28 protein-coding genes and 2 pseudogenes are annotated in these 25,981 nt (G+C 51.3%); 16 read left to right on the top strand and 14 right to left on the bottom strand.

Annotated features, from left to right (window positions below; all coding sequences use genetic code 11):
• The first annotated feature begins 69 nt into the window (after positions 1 to 69).
• Positions 70 to 1,452, top strand: a complete 1,383-nt coding sequence (locus AC6I8W_RS27725) for a diguanylate cyclase (protein WP_497839435.1) — start codon at positions 70 to 72, stop codon at positions 1,450 to 1,452.
• A 10-nt stretch (positions 1,453 to 1,462) separates the two neighbouring features.
• Positions 1,463 to 2,584 carry an FUSC family protein gene (locus AC6I8W_RS27720; RefSeq protein WP_497839434.1) on the top strand — a complete coding sequence of 374 codons (1,122 nt, stop codon included), beginning with the start codon at positions 1,463 to 1,465 and terminating at the stop codon, positions 2,582 to 2,584.
• 11 nt (positions 2,585 to 2,595) lie between these two features.
• Here the strand turns inward: AC6I8W_RS27720 and AC6I8W_RS27715 are convergent, their stop codons facing one another.
• Entirely contained in the window at positions 2,596 to 3,102 is a 507-nt protein-coding gene (locus AC6I8W_RS27715; RefSeq protein ID WP_497839719.1) for a hypothetical protein, read from the bottom strand.
• Between the two features lie 217 nt (positions 3,103 to 3,319).
• On the opposite strand from AC6I8W_RS27715, the gene AC6I8W_RS27710 reads away from it, so the two are divergent.
• Positions 3,320 to 3,949 carry an ECs1377 family protein gene (locus AC6I8W_RS27710; protein WP_497839433.1) on the top strand — a complete coding sequence of 210 codons (630 nt, stop codon included), beginning with the start codon at positions 3,320 to 3,322 and terminating at the stop codon, positions 3,947 to 3,949.
• 4 nt (positions 3,950 to 3,953) lie between these two features.
• Here the strand turns inward: AC6I8W_RS27710 and AC6I8W_RS27705 are convergent, their stop codons facing one another.
• A complete protein-coding gene (locus AC6I8W_RS27705) occupies positions 3,954 to 4,361 on the bottom strand; it encodes a nuclear transport factor 2 family protein (protein WP_497839432.1) in 408 nt (135 codons plus the stop codon).
• 113 nt (positions 4,362 to 4,474) lie between these two features.
• Between AC6I8W_RS27705 and AC6I8W_RS27700 the strand changes: the two are divergent.
• Positions 4,475 to 4,753 (top strand): annotated as a pseudogene (locus AC6I8W_RS27700) (ABC transporter substrate-binding protein); the annotation flags it as partial.
• Between the two features lie 95 nt (positions 4,754 to 4,848).
• On the opposite strand, the gene AC6I8W_RS27695 reads toward AC6I8W_RS27700, so the two are convergent.
• Positions 4,849 to 5,595, bottom strand: a complete 747-nt coding sequence (locus tag AC6I8W_RS27695; protein WP_497839431.1) for an IclR family transcriptional regulator — start codon at positions 5,593 to 5,595, stop codon at positions 4,849 to 4,851.
• Positions 5,596 to 5,794: 199 nt separating this feature from the next.
• Here AC6I8W_RS27695 and AC6I8W_RS27690 point away from each other — a divergent pair, with 199 nt between their 5' ends.
• Positions 5,795 to 6,946 (top strand): MFS transporter, encoded by a 1,152-nt coding sequence (locus AC6I8W_RS27690; RefSeq protein ID WP_497839430.1) that lies wholly within the window; start codon positions 5,795 to 5,797, stop codon positions 6,944 to 6,946.
• 43 nt (positions 6,947 to 6,989) lie between these two features.
• Here AC6I8W_RS27690 and AC6I8W_RS27685 read toward each other — a convergent pair whose 3' ends face one another.
• Positions 6,990 to 7,847 carry a helix-turn-helix transcriptional regulator gene (locus tag AC6I8W_RS27685; protein ID WP_497839429.1) on the bottom strand — a complete coding sequence of 286 codons (858 nt, stop codon included), beginning with the start codon at positions 7,845 to 7,847 and terminating at the stop codon, positions 6,990 to 6,992.
• A 22-nt stretch (positions 7,848 to 7,869) separates the two neighbouring features.
• Complete coding sequence (locus AC6I8W_RS27680; protein WP_497839428.1) at positions 7,870 to 8,502, bottom strand: YbhB/YbcL family Raf kinase inhibitor-like protein; 633 nt, start codon at positions 8,500 to 8,502, stop codon at positions 7,870 to 7,872.
• Positions 8,503 to 8,779: 277 nt separating this feature from the next.
• Between AC6I8W_RS27680 and AC6I8W_RS27675 the strand changes: the two genes are divergently transcribed.
• Both AC6I8W_RS27675 and AC6I8W_RS27670 read left to right on the top strand, forming a co-directional pair.
• Positions 8,780 to 9,034 carry a type II toxin-antitoxin system prevent-host-death family antitoxin gene (locus AC6I8W_RS27675; protein ID WP_497839427.1) on the top strand — a complete coding sequence of 85 codons (255 nt, stop codon included), beginning with the start codon at positions 8,780 to 8,782 and terminating at the stop codon, positions 9,032 to 9,034.
• On the top strand, positions 9,031 to 9,459 hold the full coding sequence (locus AC6I8W_RS27670) for a type II toxin-antitoxin system VapC family toxin (protein WP_497839426.1): 429 nt from the start codon (positions 9,031 to 9,033) through the stop codon (positions 9,457 to 9,459). Before AC6I8W_RS27675 ends, AC6I8W_RS27670 begins: the two co-directional genes overlap by 4 nt.
• A 133-nt stretch (positions 9,460 to 9,592) precedes the next feature.
• Here AC6I8W_RS27670 and AC6I8W_RS27665 read toward each other — a convergent pair whose 3' ends face one another.
• Complete coding sequence (locus AC6I8W_RS27665; protein WP_497839425.1) at positions 9,593 to 10,471, bottom strand: LysR family transcriptional regulator; 879 nt, start codon at positions 10,469 to 10,471, stop codon at positions 9,593 to 9,595.
• A gap of 105 nt (positions 10,472 to 10,576) precedes the next feature.
• Here AC6I8W_RS27665 and eamB point away from each other — a divergent pair, with 105 nt between their 5' ends.
• On the top strand, positions 10,577 to 11,164 hold the full coding sequence (gene eamB / locus AC6I8W_RS27660; RefSeq protein WP_497839424.1) for a cysteine/O-acetylserine transporter: 588 nt from the start codon (positions 10,577 to 10,579) through the stop codon (positions 11,162 to 11,164).
• A 99-nt stretch (positions 11,165 to 11,263) separates the two neighbouring features.
• Here the strand turns inward: eamB and AC6I8W_RS27655 are convergent, their stop codons facing one another.
• On the bottom strand, positions 11,264 to 12,274 hold the full coding sequence (locus AC6I8W_RS27655; protein ID WP_497839423.1) for an aldo/keto reductase: 1,011 nt from the start codon (positions 12,272 to 12,274) through the stop codon (positions 11,264 to 11,266).
• Between the two features lie 108 nt (positions 12,275 to 12,382).
• On the bottom strand, positions 12,383 to 12,736 hold the full coding sequence (locus tag AC6I8W_RS27650) for a MarR family winged helix-turn-helix transcriptional regulator (protein ID WP_497839422.1): 354 nt from the start codon (positions 12,734 to 12,736) through the stop codon (positions 12,383 to 12,385).
• Positions 12,737 to 13,026: 290 nt separating this feature from the next.
• On the opposite strand from AC6I8W_RS27650, the gene AC6I8W_RS27645 reads away from it, so the two are divergent.
• Complete coding sequence (locus AC6I8W_RS27645) at positions 13,027 to 14,415, top strand: MFS transporter (RefSeq protein WP_497839421.1); 1,389 nt, start codon at positions 13,027 to 13,029, stop codon at positions 14,413 to 14,415.
• A gap of 560 nt (positions 14,416 to 14,975) precedes the next feature.
• On the opposite strand, the gene AC6I8W_RS27640 is transcribed toward AC6I8W_RS27645, so the two are convergent.
• Positions 14,976 to 15,524: a TetR/AcrR family transcriptional regulator gene (locus AC6I8W_RS27640; protein ID WP_497839718.1), complete on the bottom strand. Its 549-nt coding sequence runs from the start codon at positions 15,522 to 15,524 to the stop codon at positions 14,976 to 14,978.
• Between the two features lie 132 nt (positions 15,525 to 15,656).
• Between AC6I8W_RS27640 and AC6I8W_RS27635 the strand changes: the two genes are divergently transcribed.
• The 4 genes from AC6I8W_RS27635 (at position 15,657) to AC6I8W_RS27620 (ending at position 19,561) form a co-directional block, all read left to right on the top strand.
• Positions 15,657 to 16,748, top strand: coding sequence for an alkene reductase (locus AC6I8W_RS27635; protein ID WP_497839420.1), 1,092 nt, complete (start codon positions 15,657 to 15,659; stop codon positions 16,746 to 16,748).
• Positions 16,749 to 16,822: 74 nt separating this feature from the next.
• Positions 16,823 to 17,605, top strand: coding sequence for an SDR family NAD(P)-dependent oxidoreductase (locus AC6I8W_RS27630; RefSeq protein WP_497839419.1), 783 nt, complete (start codon positions 16,823 to 16,825; stop codon positions 17,603 to 17,605).
• A 117-nt stretch (positions 17,606 to 17,722) separates the two neighbouring features.
• Positions 17,723 to 18,541 carry an oxidoreductase gene (locus AC6I8W_RS27625; RefSeq protein ID WP_497839418.1) on the top strand — a complete coding sequence of 273 codons (819 nt, stop codon included), beginning with the start codon at positions 17,723 to 17,725 and terminating at the stop codon, positions 18,539 to 18,541.
• A complete protein-coding gene (locus tag AC6I8W_RS27620) occupies positions 18,542 to 19,561 on the top strand; it encodes an NADP-dependent oxidoreductase (RefSeq protein ID WP_497839417.1) in 1,020 nt (339 codons plus the stop codon).
• A 51-nt stretch (positions 19,562 to 19,612) separates the two neighbouring features.
• Here AC6I8W_RS27620 and AC6I8W_RS27615 read toward each other — a convergent pair.
• A pseudogene (locus tag AC6I8W_RS27615) lies at positions 19,613 to 20,098 on the bottom strand (IS3 family transposase); the annotation flags it as partial.
• Between the two features lie 71 nt (positions 20,099 to 20,169).
• On the opposite strand from AC6I8W_RS27615, the gene AC6I8W_RS27610 reads away from it, so the two are divergent.
• Both AC6I8W_RS27610 and AC6I8W_RS27605 read left to right on the top strand, forming a co-directional pair.
• Complete coding sequence (locus tag AC6I8W_RS27610; protein ID WP_497839416.1) at positions 20,170 to 20,574, top strand: SDR family NAD(P)-dependent oxidoreductase; 405 nt, start codon at positions 20,170 to 20,172, stop codon at positions 20,572 to 20,574.
• 114 nt (positions 20,575 to 20,688) lie between these two features.
• Positions 20,689 to 21,834 (top strand): MDR family NADP-dependent oxidoreductase, encoded by a 1,146-nt coding sequence (locus AC6I8W_RS27605; protein ID WP_497839415.1) that lies wholly within the window; start codon positions 20,689 to 20,691, stop codon positions 21,832 to 21,834.
• Positions 21,835 to 21,870: 36 nt separating this feature from the next.
• Here AC6I8W_RS27605 and AC6I8W_RS27600 read toward each other — a convergent pair whose 3' ends face one another.
• The 3 genes from AC6I8W_RS27600 to AC6I8W_RS27590 are packed head-to-tail and all read right to left on the bottom strand — an operon-like array spanning position 21,871 to position 24,218.
• The gene (locus AC6I8W_RS27600; protein ID WP_497839414.1) at positions 21,871 to 22,719 is read right to left on the bottom strand and encodes an SDR family oxidoreductase; all 849 of its coding nucleotides are present in this window, start codon (positions 22,717 to 22,719) and stop codon (positions 21,871 to 21,873) included.
• Positions 22,720 to 22,774: 55 nt separating this feature from the next.
• A complete protein-coding gene (locus AC6I8W_RS27595) occupies positions 22,775 to 23,137 on the bottom strand; it encodes a VOC family protein (RefSeq protein WP_497839413.1) in 363 nt (120 codons plus the stop codon).
• A 4-nt stretch (positions 23,138 to 23,141) separates the two neighbouring features.
• Positions 23,142 to 24,218, bottom strand: a complete 1,077-nt coding sequence (locus AC6I8W_RS27590) for a zinc-binding dehydrogenase (protein WP_497839412.1) — start codon at positions 24,216 to 24,218, stop codon at positions 23,142 to 23,144.
• Positions 24,219 to 24,339: 121 nt separating this feature from the next.
• Here AC6I8W_RS27590 and AC6I8W_RS27585 point away from each other — a divergent pair, with 121 nt between their 5' ends.
• A complete protein-coding gene (locus AC6I8W_RS27585) occupies positions 24,340 to 25,293 on the top strand; it encodes an AraC family transcriptional regulator (protein ID WP_497839411.1) in 954 nt (317 codons plus the stop codon).
• Here the strand turns inward: AC6I8W_RS27585 and AC6I8W_RS27580 are convergent.
• Positions 25,282 to 25,932: a cysteine hydrolase family protein gene (locus AC6I8W_RS27580; protein ID WP_497839410.1), complete on the bottom strand. Its 651-nt coding sequence runs from the start codon at positions 25,930 to 25,932 to the stop codon at positions 25,282 to 25,284. The genes AC6I8W_RS27585 and AC6I8W_RS27580 overlap by 12 nt on opposite strands.
• Between the last annotated feature and the right edge of the window lie 49 nt (positions 25,933 to 25,981).

Here is a 25,981-nt window from a genome sequence, read left to right as displayed (position 1 = left end):
ATCAGGTATGTTAGGATAGCCGCTTTTATTTTCACCAGACTCTCCAGCTAACATTTGGTCGATAAAAAGATGCAGGAAGAAATTAAACAATATATCTCTGTCATTCTTAAAGAATGGCAGCCTTTACGCGCAGAACTGCCACAAGATGTCATCGTCATTCTGCGAAATATTGCCGAAGAACAATCAGACAATTTAGCTCATCGATTTTATGAAGGTTTGTTTAAAGATCCGGCAATTGCCAGGCATTTGTCCTATGAGTTGGTAGAGGAACAACTGAGTCGTTCCCTGTCTAAATGGGTAAAGGCAATTTTGACTCAGGACGAAAGTCAGTTTGAAGCACTGGGACAACAGCAATATCACGTTGGTGGAGTACACGCCCGCATCGGTATTCCGGTAGAGTTTGTCCAGCGTGGTGCCCGGCAGCTTAAATATGGCATTTATGACTATATAACCGACCATAATATTGCCACTTATCTGGGTTTGCAGGTCATGCATTATGCCGCGATGGCCATTGATATTGCGATCGAAATGATGAGTCACGCCTATGCGATGTCACACTATCGTGCAACGCGCAATGAAGAAGCCTATCGCATGCATGTATTGATGAATAACGCTTATCAGGAACAAGGCAAACAACAGTCTGCACTTTCCAACTGGGAAAACTCCGTTATCTACGGGTTGGTCAGTGGTATTCACCAGAAGGAACCTTTGATTAAAATTTCCGAATCCAATTTTGGCTTATGGTTCCGCCATAAATGTGCGCGTCAGTTTGGTGAAAATGATCAGATTCAACAAATACGCCAACTGATGACAACCATTGACGAAAAGATGGCTGGCCTGGATATTACGGCAGAAATACCCGTAGAGAAAATGCAGGATTTGTTGCGCATCATCCATGCCTGCTGTCAGAAAATTGGCACCTATATGGAAATGCTGTTCAATGACGTATCACATATGCAAGACGGTAAAGATGTACTGACGAATTTACTGAATAAGCGTTATTTGCCGATTGTCCTGAAACACGAAGTCAGCCTGGCGATGGAAAATCATTTGCCATTGTGCGTAGCGATTATTGATGTCGACTTTTTCAAGAAGGTTAATGATGAATGGGGACATTCTGTTGGTGATCGTGCGTTAACGCATGTGGCCAACTTACTTAGCGATAATATTCGCGCCAGTGATTACGTGTTCCGCTACGGTGGGGAAGAGTTCCTGATTGTATTGGTGGAAGCGGGGCAGTCCGAGGCGTATACCCTGCTGGAGCGTATTCGTCGCATCGTCAGCAGCACGCCTTTTGAGGCGGTTTCCGGCAAAAACATCCCGATCACGGTGAGTATTGGCTTTACCGTCCATGATGGACACCCGGACTATAATCAGTTACTCAACCGGGCTGATGTTGCGTTGTATGACGCTAAACGCAACGGCAGGAATCGTATCGAGCAGCACAGGTAAGGGTATCTGCATGACCAGACATAAACTGCTTAAGTTTCGTTTGCAGATGCTGGTCAGTCGTCTCACAAAGAGTTGGGTGGGTTTCCGTGTCGCGCTGGTTCATCAAGTCTTTACTGTTCAGGTAATTATCGCCTTACTGTTGTCGGTTATGGTTTCCGACGCGCTGCACCTTGCTTATCCTGGTTGGGCTGCACTGAGTAGTTTCGCGGTTATGAGCCAGTCTGTGCGTGTGAGTATAACACGCGCGCTACATCGGGTTCTTGGGAGCGTTATCGGCGGACTCACTGCTTTGATTCTGGTGCCGGTTCTGGCTTTCAGCCCTTATCTCTTGATCTTGTTTTGTGCGCTCTCTGGGGGAGTGGCGGTCTGGATAGCGGCGACGTCTTCCCGTGCCTATGCCTGGGTGTTGGGAGCCGTCACGGCAATGATGGTGCTGGCTGAAGCGCAAACGGGTGAAGAGACTCAGGCGCTATTCAGCTTTACGTTGGCACGTCTTGAAGAGGTTATAATTGGTTGTGCGTGTTGTGTTTTTACGGTGCTACTCTTCCAACCCCTTAATCCCCCTCAACCCGACCCGGTTCTGCATCAGGATTCACCTGAAGGCAAGATAACCCCGTCCTTGCGCCTTGAGCTTGCCATACCGGCTGCGATCACCTTAGCGCTGGTCGCAGCAATATTGTTGAGATTTGATATGTCGGGCTTCTGGCAAGCGATGGTTTCCGTGCTGGCAATCTTGATTCTGCCCAACACCAACAAGGACAGAACGTCATTGGTAAAACAACGCATGCAGCAGCGTTTTGCCGGTTGTTTTATTGCCGCAGGACTGAGCCTGCTGCTATTGCCGCTATTACATGGATCCCCACCGGTTTACATTATTACGCTGGTAGCGGGATTATGGCTGGGGTGTCAGTGGCAACAGAAAACCCCGGACATGAGTTATTTAGGTCGTCAGTTTACCGTCGCCTGGATTATTGTTTTTATCCAGAATCAGTTGTGGCTCGCAGAACCCAAAACCGGGGTAATCAGGTGTCTGAGTATTTTAATGGCCGTGATGGTGCTTGCCCTGGTGATGGTTGCGGGCCACTGTCTGGTAAAAATAATGAAAAAATCGCCGGTTAAGTCAGGCTCTTGATCGGTTCGCACCTAGCGGAAGCTCCATTGCACGCTGATGACAAATACGGCGGGTAAAATAATCCCGCTCTCAATGGCAAAGTAATCGGTGAAGTTATATTGGACGGCATGATAAATGTAAGGTGCGAAGCCGATGCCGGTGACTTTTTCGAAGGAGTGATAAACCCCTTCATCGCCACAGTGACTGAAGGCGTCGAAGAAGAATTCCCCGGTGTAGCCGTACACTCCTTTAAAGGTCCAGCTGCTGTCCTTTATCCAGTCCCTGCGTACACCTAATGCGATACAACGATCGCCGTAGCTGTTTTTCAACGTTCCGGCCAGAAAGCTGTAATCTGAATCGGCGGAAAACTTTCTCTCAGCGGAAAAAAAGGCGTTATCAAACTTTTCGGTGTAAAGACCGTGATTGCCAATGATGTGATATACAAAAGATCCGGTATTAACGGAATATAAACTTAGCTCGCTGTCTTCTTTCTGCACAGCCAGGACCGGGAGCGGTAGGATCAGACACAGTAATAACATCAGGCGTGCAGGCATCGTGGTTAACCCATAAGGCATGAAGGTGCTGTAACGCAACGGTAGCAAAGAATTACGCATTCCGCATCGGATTTGCTGATTTATCAGGATTTACCACGAGATCCAGCGATAACTTTTTAGCCCGGCATCGCGTGATCGGGTATATTCAGGCTTGGGTGCCAGGTGCAATAGGTTCGACAGCATAATCAAAAGGGAACTCAGGGTGAGCGGGAAAATTGATTATCAGATTGAGAAGTACAGTTTTACTGAAAGCGCTGAACCAGCAAGGCTGGTAAAGCAGTGGGAGGAAGTGCTGGAAGAATGCCGCCAGTGTCATGCGGGTGCTGAGGAGCGTCTGCGCATCGCTTTGCTGAACGTTGATTATGTTACCAGCTTTGAACTTCCCTTTAGATTGCTGCTGATTCGTGCACCACAACTGATCGCCGGACTGCGGGATGAGCTGCAAATCCAGCAGAAAAACGTGCTGTTCAACGGCAAGCGCTTTGGTTGCGTTTACAGCCTGAACACCGATTTAAGCCAAATACCGGACGAATTCCAGTATCGCCTGTCGACCCGCATCCGCAGAGTGGATGCAGCCGGTGGTAGTGCGGCACCTTACCAGCAAATTGCCAAAGAGGTTAAAGCCCCACGTGAACGACTGAAACTGGCGCTTGAGACGGGATTACCGGTGACGGCACTGGATGGGCTGTTCTGGTTTGGACTTCAACGCATTGCCGCCGAGGTGCAGAGATTGAGAAAAACGGGGATGCAGATTGTTACCGCAGAAACCGATGTCTTCGATACACTCACCGGGACAACCCGGCGCGTGCCTTATTACCAGCTTACCCGTTGAGTCGTTAACTGACACAGGCCTGAGACACCGCGAAGCTGTCTTCAAACAGCCGGAAACGGCTGATCAGGCCATCAGTGACGGTAAAATCAAACACAAACTCGGTCTCAATCAACTTGCCGGTGTTATTTACCCGTGAGGCCAGTTTGCCTGGCACCAGTACTCTGCTGCCCTGCGTCAGCATGCCACTGATTTCAAAATGCTCCGAGGTGATGTGCTCGCGAATCTGGCGATAAAATTCAGCTGCACCCGCTTTGCCCTGTTTGCGTCCTATCCACGGCACAGTGGCAACATCTCCGGCGATATACCAGTCAACATCATCGCTGACCAGGTCCGCGATGATTGATACATCCTGCGCGCTGGCGGCACGGTTAAAAAATTCCTCAATAACAGCTTCAGGTTGCTGTGCAGACATAATGTTCCTTCTGTTTTATCAACGTGAATATACCCAAGGTTCTAACCAGGATGAATAGCACCGTCAAATCAGATGGCACGGAATGCTTTATTCTTGGTCCGCCAACAATAACGCTGGAATTAAAAGCGAACTCGATGGGCGCATTGTGTGAGCGAGTATCACTGACGGCAGAGGCGCTGGGGCCATCCGCTGTGATAATTAATGATCGTTACCAGCAATATTTTGACCGTAATATCGCGCTGATTAAGCAACGACTGCAAGGGTTGCCAGACAGTGGACAGGTGACACTTTATCACAGCATGGGGTTACCACTGATGACCAGTGGCCGACCGTCGCTCAATCAGGACTGGATGGATTTAGCGGGTGCGCGTAATGTTGCGGAGCATTGGTTTAGTGCCAAAAGAAACGCATGATTTTTACCGCCAATTTTTCGGCATAGACCTTACGTCACAACAGATTCACAGCATTCTTAACCCTTAAGGCGAAGCTATTTTATCAATGCTTCGATTTCGGCCTTACATTGCATCAGCGAGCTAACTAAATGATCAAACTTCTCTTCAAAGCGAAGTGATGGAACGGCGAGGGAGAGAGCATAGTGATCATTTAAACCCAGTTGCAGATATACCCCAACGCCACAGACACCACGCGCGTGTTCCTCCTGGTCAATGGCGTAGCGACGCAACCGGGTTTCTCTGATGTCATCCAGAATCAATGGCAGGCTATGCAGGGTGTTATCCGTTCTCACATCTGGTCGCCCGCCGAGCACACCTTCAATTTGCTCGTCTGTTAATGTTGCCAGAATGGCCTTCCCGTGTGCTGTGCAGTGGCAGGGGAAGGCCGTACCGACGGCCGAGACGACGCGAAGCTCCTGATCTGAAACAAACTGACTGACGGATACCGCATGGCTACCCCGATACACACACAAGTCCACCGTCTCACGTGTGCGACGCCCCAGCGTTTCTATTGGAGAGCGAGACAGCGATATGACATCGGTATGCGCGGAAGCCGCCAGACGCGCCAGCGCTGGCCCCAGACGGACGCCTGAGTTTCCCGTAATCAGCAATTGTTGTGATTCCAGTGAGGCAACCAGACGATGAACCGTGGAGCGAGGAAGGCCGGTTTCGCGGGATAGCTGCGTGATAGTCATCCCCTTCGGCATAAGTTCCAGGGCGCGCAAAATAGTGGCAGCACGGGCGATAACCTGAGAGCCGCTGTTGTCTCCATCAATACTCATCAATCTTCTCCACTTCAAAAATCAAGCCATTCTACCACAATGTGCCCAATAGGTGGACAGTGTGGACAGTCCTCCTGATTACGGCGATGCCATGCAGTTCTGGCTTGTCGGTCATTGACTTGTTAAAGAGATTTTATGAAAATGGCGTCCATATATTGGATTATGTATCCATATAATGGTTAGTTATTGAGAGGGAAATATGCAAGATATAACCAGGGCGGGAGTCTTTACTTTGCTGGCGGTGGCCTGTCTGACCATCATGGTCGGCTGCGTCATTGTGCCGGGTCTTAGCGAAATAGCCGATAGTCTGGGAACCCCTTCTGCTGCGAGCTGGCTGGTCACGGTGCCCTCGCTTGGGGTGGTTATCTTCGGTCCACTCGCGGGCAGATTTATTGATCGAGCCGGAGCCTGGCGCGCTTTGACATGGGGGCTTTTCCTGTATGGACTGCTGGGAAGCTGCGGGGTGTTTTTGCGAGGTTTGCTACCGGTCATGCTCGATCGTCTGTTGCTTGGCGGAGCCACCGCGATAGTCATGGCGGCGGGTACGGGATTAATTTCCACGTTTTATAGTGGAGATGCCCGCCTGAAAATGATTGCCAAACAGGGGATGTCGATTGAACTGGGCGGCGTGATATTTCTTTTTATTGGCGGACTGCTGGCGACTCTCAGCTGGCGTTGGCCTTTCGTTCTGTATCTGGTTGCCTGGTTGTTACTGATGATGCAACTTCTGTTTGTCCCTCAGCCCCTGGCAAAATCAGGTGAGAAATCTACAGCGAATGAAAAGCACGTAAAGTCACAACCCACTGAAAACCTTAGAGCCGTTTATTTTGCGGCCGTTTTTTCAATGATCGTTTTCTTTACAGCCGTCATTATCATCCCGCAGCATTTTCATAAAATAGGTATTGGGGCAGCAGAAACGGGCTACTTTCTGTCATTCATTTCTCTTGTCGCCGTGTTCGCTGCGGCGGCGATGCCAAAAGTTATATTTCATATTAGAGAGTCAGGTACGCTTTATCTGGCTTTCTCATGCTATGCGCTGGCACACCTAATTTTTTCTGTTGCATCCTCTGTACCGCTTTTTGTCGCCGGCGGCGCTCTGATGGGATGTGGTTTTGGCCTGTCAGTGCCTCTGGTCAACCATATGACGGTTGAGCGAAGTCATGCCAATGTTCGTGGGCGTAATCTGGCTTATTTGTCGATGGCCATCTTCTCCGGGCAATTTCTTTCATCCTTTATGGCATTGATCCCTGGTAATTCTGCGTACATATTCATCAGTGCGGCTATCATCAGCGTTGCTGTGGTTATTGTACTGATGAATACAGTGTTGAGGATAGCTAACTGGTTTTTATAAGGTTATCGTGCTGGATAGTTGTGACTGGTCAGATACTTTTCTGTCATCGCAATTGTGCAGGCGAATTGCCAAAGCGGTAGCGGAATCTCTCGCTAAAACGAGATACCGATTTGTAGCCACATGCATCAGCAACCTGGGCAATATTCCAGTGGGTGGTTTGAATCAGCATCAGGGCATGATGCATACGAATATCCAGCAACAGTTGTTCAAATCGGACGCCCTCCTGCCGCAATCGGCGGCGTAGCGTCGATTCACTCATCGCCAGTGCATCGCTGGCGACTTTGGCCGTCCATCCTTGATCCGGCGCGTCTCGTAATAGCTTGCTCAATCGCGGGAAAATCCCCTGCTGCTGAGGCAATAAAAAGCGGATATTCTGTTCAGCCAGTACCAGCAACAGATCAAAGATACGCAGGCGGACCCGATCATCACTTATCCGTGGGTTCTCTAACGTTGTCAGCAAATCGCGTATCGAGTCTTCCTGGTTACGCAATAACTTCACAGTGGTTATCTGCGCATTTTTTCTGGAACCGGCGAGATATTGCGGGAAATGTTGATAAAAACCGTCAATGACATCGGAGTTGATAGAAATAAACAGCGAGCGAAATGCAGAAGCATCGGTTGCCGGAGACTTGATATAGTCGGCATCTACCCCTTGATCGATCACCCCCAATAGCGTTGGAGTGTTGAGCTGATAAGGTTTTTCGCCGTGGGAGAATTCAATCTTCCCGGATAACACCAGCAACAGCGTAGGTTCATAAAAGAAAAAAGAACTCGCCTTCTGCTGAATTTTCAGTTCTGGCCAGGCTACGGAGATTAAGTTAGTACGGCTAAGACTGTCGCGGGAAAAACCAGACCATTGCAACGACCTGGCTTCAACAAGTAATGCGCTTTCACTGGTCATGGTTTTTCCTGATGAAGTACTGTTAAATCTTCACGTTCGGATTCAGGCTGTAAAGCCCGGTCAGCTTCGCTTCAGCCAGAACATCACTATTATCCAGGGCGCGCTGGATGTTGGCACCGGTTGGTTCGCCTTCGAATGTCAGGGTTGGCGCTGACAGCGCATATAATGTGAAAACATAATGATGCACGATCTCATCGTTCCACGGTGGGCAGGGGCCATCATAACCATAATAAGTCCCACCCATGGCGTCATCACCGGCAAACCAGCCGGTATAATCATTGATGCCGTGTTTCAGTCCACCCGGTGCTTCAGGTCCGGATTTCCCTTTGGCCGTGATGCCGTTTGACTGTGAACCTTCAGCGATCTCGGTCTGCGTCACCGGAATATTAAACAGCGACCAGTGATAAAAATCGGTGCGTGGCAGAGACGCCGGCACGACTTTCCCTTCCTGATTGACGTTTTCGCCGCTGGTCGGCACATCATAATCATGGCAAATCAGCACCAGTGACTGCGTTCCGGCAGGCAGATCTGACCAGCCGAAATGCGGGTTCAGGTTGTCAGACAGACGCACATGGCTCTGTGCATCATAAACCGCGAAACTGTTTTTACCGGGGATGACATCCCCGTCATTAAAGCTGTGGCTGAATAATTTCATGTCTTCTCCTTTTGCGATTCGGATGAAACGATAACCAACGTCAACCTGATTATAAAAAGGTTCGCTACTTCAGGACGATCTAATCCAGTCAAATTTATCACCGAAGCCGTCATTATGGACAGGATTAGTTGGGTTGCTATGCCGGAATTACCAAAACGTAAAAAATGAGGGCGGGCAGGGGAGTATCAGCTCGTGGTCTGGGCAAAGAGTGTCACAATTGAAAAAATGCTCAACCAGCTTATAATGTAGCTATGTTCCTACTTTATGGGGGATCGCTATGAGCATTACGACGATTTCAAGCCGGTTATTCAACCAGCAAGTTTCAGCTGCCAAAAAGATGGCAGAAAATGGTCCTGTCTACATCACGGATCGTGGTGAGCCTGCACACGTCCTGCTGACCTTCGAAGAGTACAAAAAACTTACGGGCACACGGCGTAACATCCAGGACGCGTTGGTTATGCCGGGTGTGGCTGACATTGAATTTGAATCAGAGCGTGCGAATATCGGATTCAGGGACGTGGATTTTTCATGAGGTATTTGATCGATACTAACGTTATATCGGAACTTCGTAAGGCAAGAACACCCAGGATAGATCAACATGTATCAAACTGGACTGATACGGTTGAAGCGGGCGATATGTTTATATCCGCGATCACCATTATGGAGATTGAAAAAGGTATTCTCCAGGTTTTACGAAGAGATACGTTCCAGGGGGAGATGCTGCGACGGTGGTTTACACAAATGGTGTTGCGTGAGTTCTCCGGGCGCGTACTGCCTTTTGATACGGAAACCGCCATACACTGTGCAAGCCTGCATGTACCTGATCAGCGTTCGGCAAATGATGCCATGATTGCTGCGACCGCATACCGGCATGACATGACTGTCGTTACCAGGAATGTGAAAGATTTTGAAGAGTTAGGTGTTAAGTTGCTTAATCCGTGGGAGTGGCATCAGTAAAGCCTTCTTGTTCCGATCCTGAGTTGCTTCGTACCTGACCTGACGGTACCCCCTTCTGCCATTCACCATTGTCAGCCCTGTCGGTGGATGGCAACCGACAGGGCAATCCTGCACAACAATGAGAGGTGTGCGGTCAGACGTCCAGGCTCTCCCGTAAGATCTGAATGAACAATTCCATTGCCGGAGTTATGATCTTACCTGAATGATGAGCACAGACTGCAGAAAGGGTTTCAGGGACCGGTGAGAGCGGCAGTTCCTGCAGTAGCCCGGCACGTAGCTCTTTTTCCACTGTGAACCGGGGCAAGTAAGTAATGCCTGTGTTCGCCATTACGCACTGCTTAATGCTTTCGATGCTGATGAGTTCAATGGTGGAATCAAACGTTATTTTTCTTTGCCGCAGGGCCGCTTCAAACATGAGACGGAATACACATTGTTTTTCATTAATAATGAAACTCACGGGAATATGCTGATTGTCCCGGGTAAAATCAACCGTTGTTAATTCGGGAGAAGCAACGAGTACCAGAGGATGGACGCCATAGTTTTGCATGATCAAAGAGGTATCATTACCTACCCGGTAGAAAATCCCCAGGTCTGTTTCATTGGCAAGAAGACTGTCACGGATCGTATAACAGTTCTGGGACTGGAGAGACAGCAACACATTCGGCGCCCGAACCTTAAAGCTCTTCAACACCTGCGGTATCCTGTAGGAAAGCAACGTCTCACCTATGGCGATGCGCAGTTCACCTTCCGGTACAGCGCTCTGCTGGACGGCCTGCTTAATGCCATTCATGACGATCATCATTTCGTGAATATGCGGCATCATATTCCTGGCGGCATCCGTTGGTACCATGCGGCGGCCTATTTTTTCAAACAGCTGCACGCTGTACTCCGCCTCCAGTTGTCTTATCTGGAATGTGACCGTTGACTGCGTACAGCAGAGTTTGCTGGCTGCTTTGGCAAAGGATCCCTCCTCCAGAATGGTCTTAAGAGTAAACAAACGACGTAAGTCCAAGATTGTCTCCTGTAAAGTATTCATAAAGTTGAATCATGAATGCGAAAACATTCAATATTTTTTCTTATTAGCATCCTCTAAATTTAGAATAAAAGAGGAGTTATTATGTCACTATCAATTGCTGGTGCTTTTCTGGCTTACACCTTCATTACTGCGCTGACCCCAGGCCCTAATAACATCCTGGCTCTGAGCAGCGTACACACGCACGGATTCCGTAAAAGCCTGCGTCCCCTGGCTGGTATGGGAGCGGGATTTCTCATTATCATGCTTCTGTGCGCCTTATTTACCGTGGCGATAACCCGGACATTACCTTCCGTCACCCACTGGCTGACCTGGTTAGGCGTGGTTTATATTCTATGGTTGGCGCTGAAGATTGCCCGAAGCCACCCAGCAAATAACGCCTATTCTGATATCCCGCTGAGCTTCAGAACCAGTTTCTTACTGCAGTTTGCGAATGTAAAAATCATCCTTTACGGGATCACAGCACTCTCCACTTTTGTCATTCCCTATACCAGCAGTAAGGTCTGGATTATTCTGGTCAGCGTTTTGCTGGCCATGATCGGCGCCTTTGGCAACCTCTGCTGGGCGGCGGCAGGGCACCTGTTTCAGGCACTTCTCCGCCGGCACGGCCGACTGGTCAATTTGATCCTGGCAGGAGCGCTTGTGCTGGTCGCAGTGGATATGCTGCTGTAAGACAGTGACATTACGTATGCTCGTGTCCCGGACACTTCAGTTGAATAAACTGACAACAGTTCTGATGTCAGTTTATTCCTCAGGGACATTGCTTCAGTTTTATGCCACCGGCTTACCCGGTATAACCTGCCCCAGAGATGCCTGAACGGGCGCAGTTTTAACGTCATAGTCAAACTGGCTGACGTTGTTCAGTCTGTTAATTTGTGCATCTGTCAGATTCAGCCCTGAAAAACCGGCATTACTGACGTACTGCGCCTGAGTCCGGGGACCGATAATAGGGATACAGTCCTGTGCGGCAACCCAGGCAATCGCGACCTGATCGGGGCTTGCGCCGGTTTCGGCAGCAATATCCAAAACTTCGTCAAGAATGGCGCTGCGCTGTTCGCTGTTTTCTGCCTGGAACACCTTTCCACCCATCCCTTCAGCCCTGCCTTTTTCACCGGTCCGATATTTGCCGGTGAGCATTCCACCACCCAGCGGGGACCAGGTTACGGGCGTTATCTGCAGCGCTCTGCAGGCTTTCAGCATGTCACGCTCTGGCTGACGAGCAACCAGACTGTACTGGAACTGAGAGGCCACAATCGGCACCGCATGAGACAGCTCGGCAAGCGTTGCTGCGCGAGCGAGTCGCCAGGCCGAAAAATTGGACAAACCGGCGTAAAGAATTTTTCCGGCTCTGGACAGATCTTCAAGCCCCCGGACAAGCTCCTCAGACGGAGTAATATCGTCAGGATGATGAATCCAGTACAAATCAATACGATCTGTTCTGAGTCGCTTTAGGCTTGCTTCCACTGAGGACACCATCGCCCGGCGGCTATTGCCCGTAACCAGCCTGCCGGCCGTTTTAGATGCGCCGCTCGAATATTTTGTCGCGAGAAGAAAATCGTCTCTGCGTCCCTGAAGGAGGGCACCCAGAAATTCTTCAGACTCACCGAACTGATACACATCGGCGGTATCAATGAAGTTACCACCATCGTTTTCATAGGCGTCTAAAATCACCCGGCTTTCTTCTGACGATGCGCCATGCCCCCACCGCATACCAAAGTTTGCCGTCCCGAGTGCCACTGAAGAAACTCTCACGCCGGTTTTTCCAAGGATCTGATATTTCACATTATCACCTCTGCCTTTTGCTCATGATCTAGTGGTTTCAAGACTTAGACCCATTTACGGGTATATACCCGTAAATTATCTTATGCGTTTAAGCTGGTAATCTGCAATTCAGATCTGGTGAAAAATGTGCTGCAGTACCCCGACTTTGTCTGCACCAAGACGTTCTTCGATGATGTGTTGGCAGTGCTGCCAGGCCGGCAATGCTTTACTGATTAACGCGTTACCTTCCTGGGTAATGGAAACCTGTTGCTGTCTTTTGTCTCCGCCATCACGGTCAACCTGTAACCACCCCTGACGCGCAAGAACGGTAACGTTTCGTCCTATCGTTGAGCGATCCAGCCCGGCGATCTCACCGAGCCGCGTCAGGCTGATGGGGTTATTACTGATAACCAGTCTCATTAATGAATACTGCGCAATATTGATACCAAAGGCAGCCAGCTCAGCGTCGTAAATAGCTGTCATCTTTCGTGTGAAATCACGCAGATTTTTACAGTAGCAGGGAGAACTCATATTCAGTGCTCGTTTCAAACTCAGCAAACCAGATGGGTTACGAGCATATACCCACATTATCTCTGAGTCCACAGCCCACTCGCGAACAGGGGCCCTCTGATACTTACACACCCACACGCGCTGGGCAGGTTGTTTATGAAGTTGCGGGTTGTAAAGCGATGCCGCTCGTTGCAATATGCGGGTATATACGCGCATATTGCAAACCCGCCGTCAATGAGCAAAGCTTCCTACAGAGAGGAACAATGAACCTTAATTCAACAGCTATGCCAGAAAGTTCACAGTCACGGATGCACCCGGCAGGCCTGCTTTCAATTGGGCTGGGCAGCATCCTCAGCTCACTGGATTTGTTTGTCGTCAATCTGGCATTCCCGTCGATCAGCCGCAGCTTTTCCGGACAGCCAGCCGCCTCACTCTCACTTATCCTGACAATCTTTTCAGTCTGTTTTGCTTCCACACTGGTGCTGAGTGGCCGGTTTGCCGACCGATATGGTCGCCGGACCATTTTTTCCGCAGGTCTGGCCCTGTTTGGTCTTTCAAGCTTGCTCTGCGGAATTGCCCCCACGCTCTGGATACTCATCGCCGCACGGGCAGTTCAGGGGGTTGCGGCGGCAATGCTTATCCCGACAAGCCTTGGGTTGCTGCTGGGTGCATATTCTCAGGAAAGGCATAAGCAGGTAATTGGATACTGGGCAGCCACTGGCTCTATTGCAGCTGCGGCCGGTCCGGTACTGGGCGGTTTTCTGGTTCAGGCTGACTGGCATCTGATTTTCTTTATCAATGTACCGATTGTTGTCGGGGCGCTGATCTGCACCCGATTCCTCCAGGAGAGTAAAACACATACCGGGCCGGCGCCGGATATCATGGGAAGTACTCTTCTGACGTCTGGGATAGCACTCCTTACGAGCACCATAGCTCACGCATCGGAATGGGCCATCCATGAAGCCGGTATTATCACGGGCGGTGTGGGAGCTATCGTTATTCTGACAGTATTTGTTTACCACTGTCTGAAATCCTCCCGTCCTCTTCTGGACCTGAGCCTTTTCCATTCCCGGGCTTTCACAACGGCAACAATAGGCATGGGATGTTTTTATATAAGCTTTGCCGTTATGTTACTCGGCGGTACGATGTTCCTGACTCAGGCATGGCACCTGACTGCCACGCAGGCAGGTCTGGCTTTTGCTGCAGGACCCGGCACTGCCGTTATCGCCTCGCTGCTTATTGGGAGGATAAAGGCCAGCCCGCAAAGCCTTGCTGTCGCAGGCTCTGTACTGTACTTCCTGAGCGGACTCTGGTGGTTTAGTACGCTCCGCAGCTATACAAATGATGCCTGGTTACTGAACTTTTTGCCCGGTCTAATTATGACAGGACTCGGTGCGGGTATCGCACAAACGGGCTTTATGGCAGGAGCCATTTCCGGGCTTCCGGCACATTTGTATTCGACAGGTACAGGGCTCATCAACACCTCACGCCAGATTGGTGCGGCGATCGGAGTGGCGCTCTTTGTTGCGCTAAGCGGGAAAGCTGATACACCCGACTCCTTCCTTACAGCCTGGCTGCTGATGAGCCTGTGCGGCCTCATTGCGGCACTTGCAGCCAATTACCTGCGGCGCAGAATCCCCCCGAAAAAGTAAATGGCCTCAGCGACACGCGAGCAGATGCTCCAGTGTCACTGGCTTAGCGTGAGAAGATCAGACCTCCGTTTCATGTACTGAATTAGCCTCACTCCACTGTTGGTGAGTCTACGGATTTGACCTCAAAGCACTTACCGAAGCGATAGCGCTTCGTTTAAGTAAAAACTTCACCTTTATCCTGTGGATTTGACCCTATATATCCAGACGCCTGCTCACGCCTCGGTTAGGGCTGCGCAGAACTGCTGGCAGCTTAAGGTCAAGCCAGGTGATGGGAACGGTCCGGAACCCGCGAAGGTGCTGGCGAAGTCGTCACAATGTGACGGGAAGGAATAGCCAAAGTTTTGCGGTGCAGGCCCACACGCCGGACAATCCGGGGCGGCCCGAAGCGCTGCTCTCACGCCATATTTATGATTCACCAAACAACGTTAGTCATTCACCGTTGAGTGAGAACGTCTGCTTTTGCTCGTTTCGGCCAAAGATATTTGGACACAGGCCGTTAGATGCGTTGGTGATTTATTTATATGCACAGTTCAGAAAATAATAACCGGAGCCCGGCACATTCAGTCCGTATGAGCATTCTGATTGAGAAGCCGCATGCGGCATACAGCCAGAATCTCATCAGCCAGCTCTGAGTTATCAGGACAAGCACGAGAGAGCACCAAGGCGCCCACAAGATGCGCAATGGTGTCTATCAGATCAGCACGCGTTCCATTTTCAGTTCCTAAAACTGCCAGTTGGCGTTCAATGCCGGCGGCGAACTCCCCCTTTATTGACTCAGACTGACGGGCTGTATCGGCACCGAGTGCCGACATCACACACCCTTTACCCATATCATCGCGATGCTTTCGGGAGAGGTAGTATTCAATCAATTTTTGACGGTCCACACTCGCCGTGCTTTCTGCGGATTGCGTGAAACCGCAGCTCATTGCCTCGGCCATCAGGTCAGCTTTGGAACCAAAGTGCTTGTAGAATCCTCCGTGGGTTAAGCCTGCGGCTGCCATCAATTCAGCAACGCCTACACCATAGTAACCGCGCTCACGAAAAAGTTCTGAGGCCGTTTCAACAATGCGCATTCGATTTTCCCGAACCTGCTCTTTTGACACTTTCATGTTTTCAATCCTCCCGAAATATAAGGCTGAGTATACATTGATGATGGTCATAATCAAACCAGTTGACTTTAAAGATTACAATCATCATCATTAAATTATTGCCATTAATCATCACTTAGCTGGGTATTGAACATGACGAACAGAGAACTATTTCAACCCTACGTCCTTGGGACTGTAACACTTGCCAACCATATCGTGATGGCACCACTGACGCGTAACCGTGCAGGAGCAGGGTTGGTACCGGGTGAACTGGCGGCGACCTACTACTCCCAACGTGCATCAGCAGGATTGCTGATTACCGAAGCAACGCAGATCTCTGCGCAGGCGCAGGGTTATCAGGATACGCCGGGGATCTATACGCAGGCTCAAATTGATGGCTGGCGCAAAGTGACCGACGCTGTGCATGCCAAAGGTGGGCGCATATTTGTACAGCTATGGCACGTAGGACGAATTTCGCATGTTGATTTACAGCCCGGTGGCGCTGCACCGGTAGCTCCTTCTGCCATTCGTGCTGAGACCAAGACCTTTGTGAACAACAGTTTTGCTGACGTCTCTGAGCCACGTGCGCTGGAGTTGCATGAAATACCGGGAATTATCGACGATTTCAGAAAGGCATCGGCCAATGCCATCTCCGCCGGGTTTGACGGCGTTGAGATCCACGGTGCCAATGGGTATCTGCTGGAACAGTTTCTTAAAGACGGTGCCAATCAGCGTACTGATCAATACGGCGGCTCTGTCGAGAACCGTGCGCGCCTGCTGCTGGAAGTCACAGCGGCCGTAAAAGATGAGATCGGTGCAGAGCGCACTAGCGTGCGTATTTCACCGGTTTCAGCTGCTAATGCGATTTCCTGCAGTGATCCGCAGCCACAATATAATTACCTCGCTGAACAACTCGATGCATTGGGAATCGTGTACCTCCATGTAGTTGAAGGCGCGACAGGCGGTCCGCGTGATGTATCACCGTTCGATTACGACGCCCTGCGCCGGCGTTTTAAAAACACCTACATTGGCAACAATGGCTATGACCTGGCACTGGCCTCTGATCAGCTTGCGCAGGGCAAAGCCGATCTGTTCGCGTTTGGTCGCCCGTTCATCTCTAACCCGGATCTGGTCGAAAGGCTGAAGACGGGGGCGCCTCTGGTCTCACTCAATCCTGAAACACTTTATGGCGGTGGCGCTGCGGGATATACCGATTACCCGTCGCTTACTGAGGCCGGCAAGTAAAGCATTGCTGTCCCGGTTCTGCACACATCACACATTGCGGATTCTGCTTACACATTAATAAAGAAGATATACTTATGACTAAAGCTTCAGTTCTGATTACAGGCGCATCCACGGGTATTGGTGCTGTTTACGCGGAACGTTTTGCCCGCCGGGGCCACGACCTTGTTCTGGTCGCGCGCGACAAAGCGAAGTTAGAGATACTGGCCGCACGTCTGCAACAGGAAAATGCTATTTCTGTCGACGTTCTGCCTGCTGATCTCACGCAAGCGAGTGATTTAGCCACGGTCGAAGCCCGCCTGCGTGAAGACGCGCAGATTGGCATCCTCATCAATAACGCGGGTATCGCGCAGTCTGGCAGTTTTACACAGCAGACGCCTGATTCGATAGAAAGCCTTATCGCGCTCAACGTCACAGCCCTGACCAGACTGGCCAGGGCCGTGGCACCTCGCTTTGTGCAAGCGGGTGAAGGATCGATCGTCAACATCAGCTCTATCGTAGGCCTCGCTCCGGAATTTGCCATGACGGTTTACGGCGCAACCAAAGCCTTTGTTCTTTTCCTCTCTCAGGGAATGAATGTAGAGCTGTCATCTAAAGGCATTTATGTCCAGGCGGTGCTTCCTGCCGGCACCTACACGGAAATCTGGGACCGTGCAGGTATCGACATCAGTAATTCGGCAAAATTCATGGAAGTGGGCGAGTTAGTGGATGCCGCACTGGTCGGCTTTGATCGCCGTGAATTGGTTACCATCCCGCCTTTACATAATGCAACCCGCTGGGACACTCTTGATGCTTCGCGTCAGGCTCTGTTTTCAGACATCAAACAAGATGAAGCCGCTGAACGATATAAAGCACTGTAATCAATGAGGTGCACTGTGCAGAACGGTCTTCCGGCTGTTATTCGACCTAAATCCCTTACAGCCTGTCGTCTCATCAGCGATGAGAAACCTTAAACACATCATGAAGGCTTTTTCAGCATGATAAAAAAACGTATAGCACTGGTTACCGGTGCGTCCTCAGGTATCGGCGAAGCGTCTGCCCGTAAACTTTTAGCCGCTGGATTTACTGTATATGGTACGAGCCGGCGTGGCGCCCGGGTGGGAAAACATCCGTTTCCGTTTCTGACGCTGGATGTGACGGACGACGCTTCTGTCGGAGCCGCCATTGAGGAGTTGCTGCGTCTGGAGGGGCGGATCGATGTTCTGGTGAACAATGCGGGTTTTGGGGTCGCTCCGGCGGCGGCGGAAGAAAGCTCTGTCGAACAGGCCAAACACATTTTCGACACCAACTTTCTGGGCATCGTCAGGTTGAGCCGGGCGGTGATCCCTCATATGCGACATCAGGGCAGCGGGCGCATCATCAATATCGGTTCGATACTCGGCATCGTTCCGCTGCCGTATGTGGCACTTTATGCAGCCAGTAAGCATGCGGTGGAAGGGTATACGGGCGCACTGGATCATGAACTGCGTACGCAGGGCATCAGAGTTTCTGTTATTGAACCTGCCTATATAAAAACACTGTTTGAAGCCAATAATATTGAGCCGGATGCCAGGCTTGAAGAGTATGACCTGATCCGGGCTAAGCTGACGAAAGTGGTGAGAAAGGCAATGGCTGAGGCGGAAAGTCCGGAGGTGGTGGCTGAAGTGGTGGTTAAAGCGGCTCAGACTTCACGTCCAAAGATTCGCTATACGGCGGGAAAGCTGGCAGGTCAGTTGAATTTTATTCTCAGATTCGCCCCTGCATCATTCCTGGATAAAGTGGTGCGCAAAAGTCTTCAGCTTGATGCGAAAGAATAAATGAAGAATAAGACGATGAAAGCATTTACGTTTAAACGCTACGGTAAATCCCCTGAGCTTGGATTCGATAACATCGATTATCCAGCCCCCGCTGCTGATGAAATCCTGGTTGAAGTTTACGCTGCGGGTCTGAACCCGATTGATAACATGATCCCAACCGGAATATTCAAACCGGTTTTGCATTTTAAACTCCCCGCCACATTGGGCAGCGACTTGTCCGGGGTTGTCATCGCTGCGGGGAGTTGCGTGACGCGTTTCAAGCCAGGCGACGAAATTTTCGCCAGCATTTTCGACAGGGGAACGGGTTCTCTTGCCGAATTTGCTTTGGTGCCTGAAAGCGCTGCGGCCATGAAACCTGCAAACCTGGATTTCGTGCAGGCGGCTTCGCTCCCGATGGTGAGTCTCACATCCTGGCAGGCGCTGACAGAGCGCGCCGGTTTGCGGCCCGGACAGAAGGTCTTCATCCCGGCAGGCTCCGGAGGGATCGGCAGTTTTGCCATCCAGCTGGCCAGACAATTTGGTGCAAAGGTGGGAACGACTACCAGCACAGACAACGTCGGTTGGGTAAGTCATCTTGGCGCAGAGGAAGTGGTTGATTATAAAAAACAGGAATTTGAAAAACAGCTGAGTGACTACGATGTGGTTCTTGGCACCATCAGAGGTGACTCAATTGAAAAGTCTACCCAAATTCTCAAGCCGGGTGGAAAGATTGTTTCTCTTGTTGGCCCATTAGATGCTGCGTTCGCCCGGACACGGGGACTAAACTTCCTCCTGCGTTTAGTGTTTGGACTGATGAGCCGCAAGATTATGCGCCTTACCAGAAAGCGGGGCCTGGCATATTCCTTTCTTTTTGTCCGACCTGATGGCGATCAGCTGACTCAAATTAGTAAACTCCTGGAAGCGGAAGACATTATCCCCGTGATCGACAAGGTTTTCCCCTTTGCAGCAACCAAGGATGCGCTTGGCTATCTTGCGGAGGGACATGCGAAGGGCAAAGTTGTCGTTAAGATACACGAGTGACATCAACTGTGGTTTCATCTGCTAAAGGAAAATTGAATCGCCACGGATAATCTAGACACTTCTGAGCCGTTGATAATATTGGTTTTCATATTCTGTCGGTGACATCTGATCACTCGAACCATGCCGACGCTTACTGTTATAAAACATTTCGATGTAATCAAAAATATCGCTGCGGGCTTCTTCCCGCGTTCCATAGATCTTTTTCTTTATCCGTTCGCGTTTCAACAACTGGAAAAAGCTTTCTGCAACCGCATTATCGTGGCAGTTACCGCGACGGTTCATGCTGCCTTCCAGGCCGTGTGATTTCAGGAACCACTGCCACTCATGGCTTGTGTACTGACTGCCCTGATCCGAATGAACCAGCACCTGTTTTTGGGGATTACGCCGCCATACAGCCATCAGCAGTGCGTTCAGGACAATGTCCTTTGTCATCCGGGATTGCATGGACCAGCCGATAATTTTGCGTGAGAACAGATCAACAACCACGGCAAGATACAGCCAGCCTTCGTGGGTCCTGATGTAGGTTATGTCCGTTACCGGATAATAGCGGCAGGGTGGTTATTGGCAGCTCCAGCGCCAGTATCCAGCAGGCCCCGAAGGAGGGGGTGATGTTTACGAATCTGGACGGCAGGCAGTTTTATAAACCTTTCACGTTTTACGGCCAGTCCAAATTTGCCACAGCGCTGTTTGCAAAAGAACTGTCCCGGCGGGTCAGTGCACGTGGCATCAGTGTGAATTCATTCCATCCGGGCGCAACGGCGGGCACAAAGCTTAACGCTAACCTCGCCTTTCCGCTGAAGGCGGTGATGCTGATTGCACAACATTTTATGAAGTCGCCCGGGCAGGGCGCGGCAACGCAGTGCCTGCTGGCTGCGTCACCGGTTGCCGAATCGGTATCGGGCGAATACTGGGCGGATTGCCGTGTAGCAAAGGGAAATCCTTTACTCGATGACTCAGGGCTGGCCGGTGAGTTATGGCTTATCTCTGAGCAGATAATAAATAATGAGCTGTGAGCAGGTCTGTTTGAATTTCTGTACTCTCAAATAAGAAATACAGCCTTTTGGTTATCCGAATTAATATCAGACCACGTTAGCATAAGGTTTTCCAGCCAGCGGAGAACCTGTCTTATGCAATCTGACTCTATATCATCACCCACATTCCTGCCCGCCACCTACCGTAAATGGGTTGTTGACGGGATCACTGATAGTTCTGATCTGAACGAGCAACATTTCCGCATGAAAGAGTGCGATATGCCATTTTTGAAAGACGGTGAAGCGTTGATTCGGGTGAAATTGATTAATATCCACTCTGCTACACGTCTGCGTATCCTGCGTGGCATGATTAAATCCGGCGAGACGGATTTGAACAATTATGCCTGTGCGGAAGTTGTTGCCTCTCGCGATGCCGCTTTCTGTGTCGGTGATATCATCGCCTGTCAGGCCGGATGGCAGGAGTACCAGGTGATCAGTAGTCGGGATACTCCGGTGGGATTCTCTGAAGCGAACCAGCTGGTGCAGGCGTTGAACGGTACCCATTCTCCCTGGGCCTACGTTTTCAGGACTGCGATGGTCAGGATGTGGCCGGTCTCAACCCTGATGGAGATTTTTGGCACCTCTGGCATGACCGCATGGTTTGGCCTCCAGCAGAATGGACCGCTGCTGGCGCGGGATACTGTTGCTGTTGCAGCGACTACCGGCTCAGTAGGCTCCATCGTGGCGCAAATCGCCCGGGCTGCCGGATGTCGGGTGGTGGGCTTTGCCGGAGGCGCAGATCGCTGCGCCTGGGTGACATCAGTGCTTGGGATTGATGACTGTATCGATTACACCTCACCTGAGCTGGACAGGTTGTTGCAACGGGCATTTCCTGCAGGGATCGACCTGTTCTCTGACGGTGTCGGCGGAGAGCTGACTGAACGCGTAACCCGCCGGATGAATCGCCATAGTCGCCTGTTTTCTTACGGTTCGGCTGCGTCCTACTATGCACCGTCAATTGGCAGCGCTCCTGCGGTACGACCGACCATGCGCCAGAACTTTGGCCTCAGTGATGAAGTGGAGAAGCGTATCGCGGAAAGACATATCCGCTCCCATGTCTGGACGGTGGATCAGTTTTACCATCAGCGACTTCAGGCTGAGGACGCCTTGTCTCAGTTGTTGATTTCCGGTCAGTTGAAACCACACAGCCATGCGGTTCAGGGCTTCGAGGCGCTTCCCTGCGCCATCAACGCGATGTATCAATCGCGGCAGCCCGGGAAGTTACAGATAGCATTTGAGTGAGGCTAACCACCGCGCCGTTGAGGGCGCGGGATTTTATCACTTATCCTGTGAGTCATCCGAACCGGGCGTGAATACACTGCGCATAAAAGCCATGTATTCTTCTTCGGATGAACCACGGCGTGCATTAACGAAAGGCTTGATGTCATCTGTGAGCACATACCGCAACTGGTTACCGTCATCCATCAATGCCTCACAGATACCTGCGGCGACTTTATTGACTGCATCGGCATCTGCACGAGAGCGGAATCCCTGGTAAAGACGTGCCATATCAGAACGGAAACGATCGTAGTCACCAATTGCAGTATATTCTGCGGAACGCGCGCGACTCTTGCGGGAAAACGCGGTTTCTGGCACTGCGCCCGGCTCAACGATTTTTACCCTGATGCCCAGTCCATCCAGTTCGTAAGACAGGGATTCTGAAAACCCTTCCAGAGCAAACTTTGAAGCGTTGTACAGCGTGGCGAGGGGTAAACCAAAAACCCCCACTCCTGAGCTGACATTCATAATGGTCCCTTTCCTGTAAGCACGAAAGTGGGGAAGAATGGCACGGGTAACATCCATAACGCCAAACAGGTTCACCGCAAAAATTTCCTCAATGCTGGCCTGGGGAACCTCTTCAAACACGGCGTTGATTCCCCATCCGGCGTTGTTAATCACGGCATCTATGGTGCCGAACTGCCGGATTCCCTCTGTGATGGCGGTAGTAATCGAGTGTGGGTCTTCCACATCCAGTCGTGTCACCAGAATCTTTTCTGACGGCGGAAAAAGGGTGGTATCGGGTTTTCGCATGGTGGCGATGACATTCCAGCCCTGGCTGGCAAGCAGTTGTGCCGTTGCCAGACCGAATCCGGAAGAACAACCAGTTATCAGGACGGTTTGAGACATGATATGACCTCTTTATTGATACGGGGCCGGGATGAACGACCCCGGACATCAATTATCAGAATTCAGACTGGTAGTATTCAGCAATCAGACCATCCGGATGGGCGACAGTGGCATTGCGGCCTCCAGGTGCCACTTGTGGACCATGCAAAAGCGTTGCGCCCTGAGCAGAGAGCCAGTCGAGAACAGTATCCAGATCATCCACAACCAGCAGTGCCTGGGGGGCGCGAACCTCCTCCAGTGCGCTGTCGCTGCCGGCAAGCAGAATAAATGCCCCGACAATGGCAACCTCGATACCGCGTTCCGGGAAACTCAGGCGTTTATCGCAGTGGATACCCTGTAGGGTTTCATAGAACGCGATAGTTCCATCCAGTTCAGCGGATGGAAGGTATAGACGGAATGCATGGTGAACGAGACGCATAGAGTTACTCCTGATGATTGATAACAACGGATTGCAGACCGGTCGCCTGCCGTGCGGCGTCCATCGCCACAGGCACATCCGCCAGACTGTAATTAAGGGAAGTGATGGCGTCGGGCGGCAGCAGCCCGGCACGAAAGAAGTTCAGCACCTGCCGGTAAGCTGCAGGCGGGTACATGAAATTGCCGATAATCGCCCAACTATTGAGCATCAGTTCGGTATAAGAGAGGGGAAGCGGGACCGACATGCTACCCATAAGGACGATACGTCCACCGTGGCGCAGGCTGTGGAGACAGGCCAGCGTCATCGCCGGGTCCCCGGCATTCCCGACCATATCAAAAGCCATATCCACATCGCCGTCAGCATGGTCGCGGATAAGTTGAGTGTCTGTCTCCGGATGGCCCGTGACAACGACCGGCACTACGCGGGAACCTGTCACTTTAATCAGCGCATCCAGTTTGGCAGCATTACGACCCACGGCTATCACCCGCCGGGCACCCATTGCCAGTGCCAGTAATACGGCAGCAGCGCCATAAGCTCCGGTTGCGCCAGATACCACCAGAGATTCTCCCGCTGCAAACTGTCCACGCAACAGACCACCATAAGGCACCGTGTAACGCATACTCATCGCCAGCTGCGCATCGCTCATGAAATCGAGACCATCAGCCGGGGTGACCAGACTGGCCGGGAGTACCGCATACTCTGCCAGGGTGCCGTCGGGCCAGTCGTTCAGCATCCGGCCAGCGACGTCTCCCTGTCCGGTCACGCCGAGCAGAATTTGTCCGGGGGAGCTTACGTTTTCATGCGCCATCAGATGCGGGGAAATGACGACACGCTGGCCGGCCTTCAGATGCCAGACGTTTTCTCCTACGGTATGAATCGTCCCCGTACCATTACCACCGGGAATAAAAGGTTTGTCGGGTGCCCGATAGACCGACAGGCGTCCTTCAACGTAATCGCGCATATAGGACATCAGGGATGAGGCATGCATCCGGATAACGACACTGCCGCTTCGGGCTTCAGGAACAGGGACGTCGTTTAATCTAAACGGGCCACCGAGATAATCGAGCTGCCAGGCTTTCATGGGACTCTCCACAGGCTGGAGCAGGAAACCGCTCCGGATTGATTGTCAGTGCCGTGGATTATTTCGCCTGCGAGGTGTATTTTAAATAATATAAATCGCGTAAAAGGTTATTAACAGTACAATGGATGCACTTTCTGACGTACTTTCAACATTGCGGGTTAACAGCATGTTCTCCTCACGATTTGAAGGGGTGGGGCGTTGGGCGCTGCGTTTTCCGGCTTATAAACACATCAAGTTCGGCTGTGTGCTGTCCGGGGAGTTCTGGCTTGGGATTACTGGCGCTGAACCGGTGCGGATACAGTCCGGTGATATCTACCTGTTGACCAGCGGGAATCCGTTTTATTCCGCCAGCGATCCCTCGACACGTCCTCTCGACGGACCCGAAAATTATCGGCGTTATCGAAATGAAGATGGGGTGGTGCGTTTTAGCGGCAGCGAGGATGCGGTCTGCTCACCCGTCAGTCTCGCCAGCGGGCGCTTCACCTTTGAGCATGATGCGGCAGATCTGCTACTGGATAATCTCCCGCCCCTGATCCATCTGAAAGCCAGTGAGTCAGATACGACTGCGTTGTCTCTCCTGATGAATCTGCTGAGACAGGAGGTCAACCGGGAAAGCATTGGCGGAGAAGTTGCTCGCAGCAGTCTGGCTGCGCTGATTCTGGTGAATGTTCTGCGTGCATGGATCGCGAGTACGACATCACCGACCGGCTGGCTTGGCGCATTATCGGATGCCAAAATTGGGCGTGCGCTGACGATGATGCACGCCCAGCCAGCCAGGAAGTGGACGCTACAGGGACTGGCATCGGAGGTCAGCATGTCCAGAACCGCTTTTGCCAGTCATTTTCGCAAGGTGGTTGGTTACACACCGCTCGACTATCTGTTCCGCTGGCGGTTGTTAATGGCAAAAACAGCACTGCGCCACAGCAGCGAAAGTCTAAGCGAACTGGCCTGGCGTATCGGTTATCAGTCTGATACCGCATTCAGTATCGCGTTTAAACGCGCTACGGGTTACAGCCCGGGTCAGTACCGGCAATGTAGCCGCAGCGCGCAGCCAGAAGAAGCATCAGCTGATTAAAGCCTGCTTCAGTGCCTTAACGATGGTATCCGTATTCAGCAACTGCACCCCGATTCCGGTCAGTTCGTGTTGCCCCTTTTCATACAGCCCGGACAGCGCATCCTGTGCCAGCACGACGCGATAGTCACGTTCGCTGGCCTGATAAATCGAGGTGCGTGGACAGTTTGGATAGTTGCACCCGGCAAAGATCAGGGTATCGATCTGCTGCCCGGCCAGCCATTCCTGCAACGGAGTTTGATAGAACGCGCCCCAGCGGGGTTTATAGATAATCACCTCACCCGATCCGATATGCTGAATACCGCCATTCAGCAGCGTCTTGTTATCGAAGCGAATATCGGGTTCCGGCAACAGGGGTTGCGCAAGCTCACATCCTTCTGAACCTTCCAGCAGGATAGCTGCGCCGCTTTCTACCGCCTCGCGTCGGCAGAGATCCACATTGCTGCCATTACTCTGATAGATGCGCACGATATGTACGACCGGTAAACCGACTTCACGCCATGCCTGGGCCAGTTTCACGATATTAGGCAATGCAGCGCTGGTGCCGGGAATTTCCAGCGGTTGCCCGTCCAGTGTGTCTCGCTGTGTATCAATGGTGATCAGAGCCGAGTGACGATAGTCCGGCTGGGTGTAATGACTCATGGGTTCTCCTTTGCCTGAAAAGCGATGAAAAAATTGCTGGTAGACATAA

The sequence above is a fragment of the Pantoea sp. X-Soil-TKNS-1211 genome (assembly GCF_059730495.1).
Note: the sequence above shows the minus strand (reverse complement) of the source record. Positions and strands in the feature narration are given on the sequence as shown.

Excerpts from the sequence above, each read along its gene's own strand:
- AC6I8W_RS27670 (WP_497839426.1), top strand. The coding sequence starts at position 9,031 with ATGAGGTATTTGATCGATACTAACGTTATATCGGAACTTCGTAAGGCA.
- AC6I8W_RS27720 (WP_497839434.1), top strand. The coding sequence starts at position 1,463 with ATGACCAGACATAAACTGCTTAAGTTTCGTTTGCAGATGCTGGTCAGT.
- AC6I8W_RS27650 (WP_497839422.1), bottom strand. The coding sequence starts at position 12,736 with ATGACAGCTATTTACGACGCTGAGCTGGCTGCCTTTGGTATCAATATT.
- AC6I8W_RS27610 (WP_497839416.1), top strand. The coding sequence starts at position 20,170 with ATGTTTACGAATCTGGACGGCAGGCAGTTTTATAAACCTTTCACGTTT.
- AC6I8W_RS27645 (WP_497839421.1), top strand. The coding sequence starts at position 13,027 with ATGAACCTTAATTCAACAGCTATGCCAGAAAGTTCACAGTCACGGATG.
- AC6I8W_RS27585 (WP_497839411.1), top strand. The coding sequence starts at position 24,340 with ATGGATGCACTTTCTGACGTACTTTCAACATTGCGGGTTAACAGCATG.
- AC6I8W_RS27680 (WP_497839428.1), bottom strand. The coding sequence starts at position 8,502 with ATGAAATTATTCAGCCACAGCTTTAATGACGGGGATGTCATCCCCGGT.
- AC6I8W_RS27590 (WP_497839412.1), bottom strand. The coding sequence starts at position 24,218 with ATGAAAGCCTGGCAGCTCGATTATCTCGGTGGCCCGTTTAGATTAAAC.
- AC6I8W_RS27705 (WP_497839432.1), bottom strand. The coding sequence starts at position 4,361 with ATGTCTGCACAGCAACCTGAAGCTGTTATTGAGGAATTTTTTAACCGT.
- AC6I8W_RS27640 (WP_497839718.1), bottom strand. The coding sequence starts at position 15,524 with ATGAAAGTGTCAAAAGAGCAGGTTCGGGAAAATCGAATGCGCATTGTT.
- AC6I8W_RS27675 (WP_497839427.1), top strand. The coding sequence starts at position 8,780 with ATGAGCATTACGACGATTTCAAGCCGGTTATTCAACCAGCAAGTTTCA.
- AC6I8W_RS27595 (WP_497839413.1), bottom strand. The coding sequence starts at position 23,137 with ATGCGTCTCGTTCACCATGCATTCCGTCTATACCTTCCATCCGCTGAA.
- AC6I8W_RS27685 (WP_497839429.1), bottom strand. The coding sequence starts at position 7,847 with ATGACCAGTGAAAGCGCATTACTTGTTGAAGCCAGGTCGTTGCAATGG.
- AC6I8W_RS27725 (WP_497839435.1), top strand. The coding sequence starts at position 70 with ATGCAGGAAGAAATTAAACAATATATCTCTGTCATTCTTAAAGAATGG.
- AC6I8W_RS27625 (WP_497839418.1), top strand. The coding sequence starts at position 17,723 with ATGATAAAAAAACGTATAGCACTGGTTACCGGTGCGTCCTCAGGTATC.
- AC6I8W_RS27695 (WP_497839431.1), bottom strand. The coding sequence starts at position 5,595 with ATGAGTATTGATGGAGACAACAGCGGCTCTCAGGTTATCGCCCGTGCT.
- AC6I8W_RS27635 (WP_497839420.1), top strand. The coding sequence starts at position 15,657 with ATGACGAACAGAGAACTATTTCAACCCTACGTCCTTGGGACTGTAACA.
- AC6I8W_RS27620 (WP_497839417.1), top strand. The coding sequence starts at position 18,542 with ATGAAGAATAAGACGATGAAAGCATTTACGTTTAAACGCTACGGTAAA.
- AC6I8W_RS27580 (WP_497839410.1), bottom strand. The coding sequence starts at position 25,932 with ATGAGTCATTACACCCAGCCGGACTATCGTCACTCGGCTCTGATCACC.
- AC6I8W_RS27605 (WP_497839415.1), top strand. The coding sequence starts at position 20,689 with ATGCAATCTGACTCTATATCATCACCCACATTCCTGCCCGCCACCTAC.
- eamB (WP_497839424.1), top strand. The coding sequence starts at position 10,577 with ATGTCACTATCAATTGCTGGTGCTTTTCTGGCTTACACCTTCATTACT.
- AC6I8W_RS27600 (WP_497839414.1), bottom strand. The coding sequence starts at position 22,719 with ATGTCTCAAACCGTCCTGATAACTGGTTGTTCTTCCGGATTCGGTCTG.
- AC6I8W_RS27630 (WP_497839419.1), top strand. The coding sequence starts at position 16,823 with ATGACTAAAGCTTCAGTTCTGATTACAGGCGCATCCACGGGTATTGGT.
- AC6I8W_RS27690 (WP_497839430.1), top strand. The coding sequence starts at position 5,795 with ATGCAAGATATAACCAGGGCGGGAGTCTTTACTTTGCTGGCGGTGGCC.
- AC6I8W_RS27715 (WP_497839719.1), bottom strand. The coding sequence starts at position 3,102 with ATGTTATTACTGTGTCTGATCCTACCGCTCCCGGTCCTGGCTGTGCAG.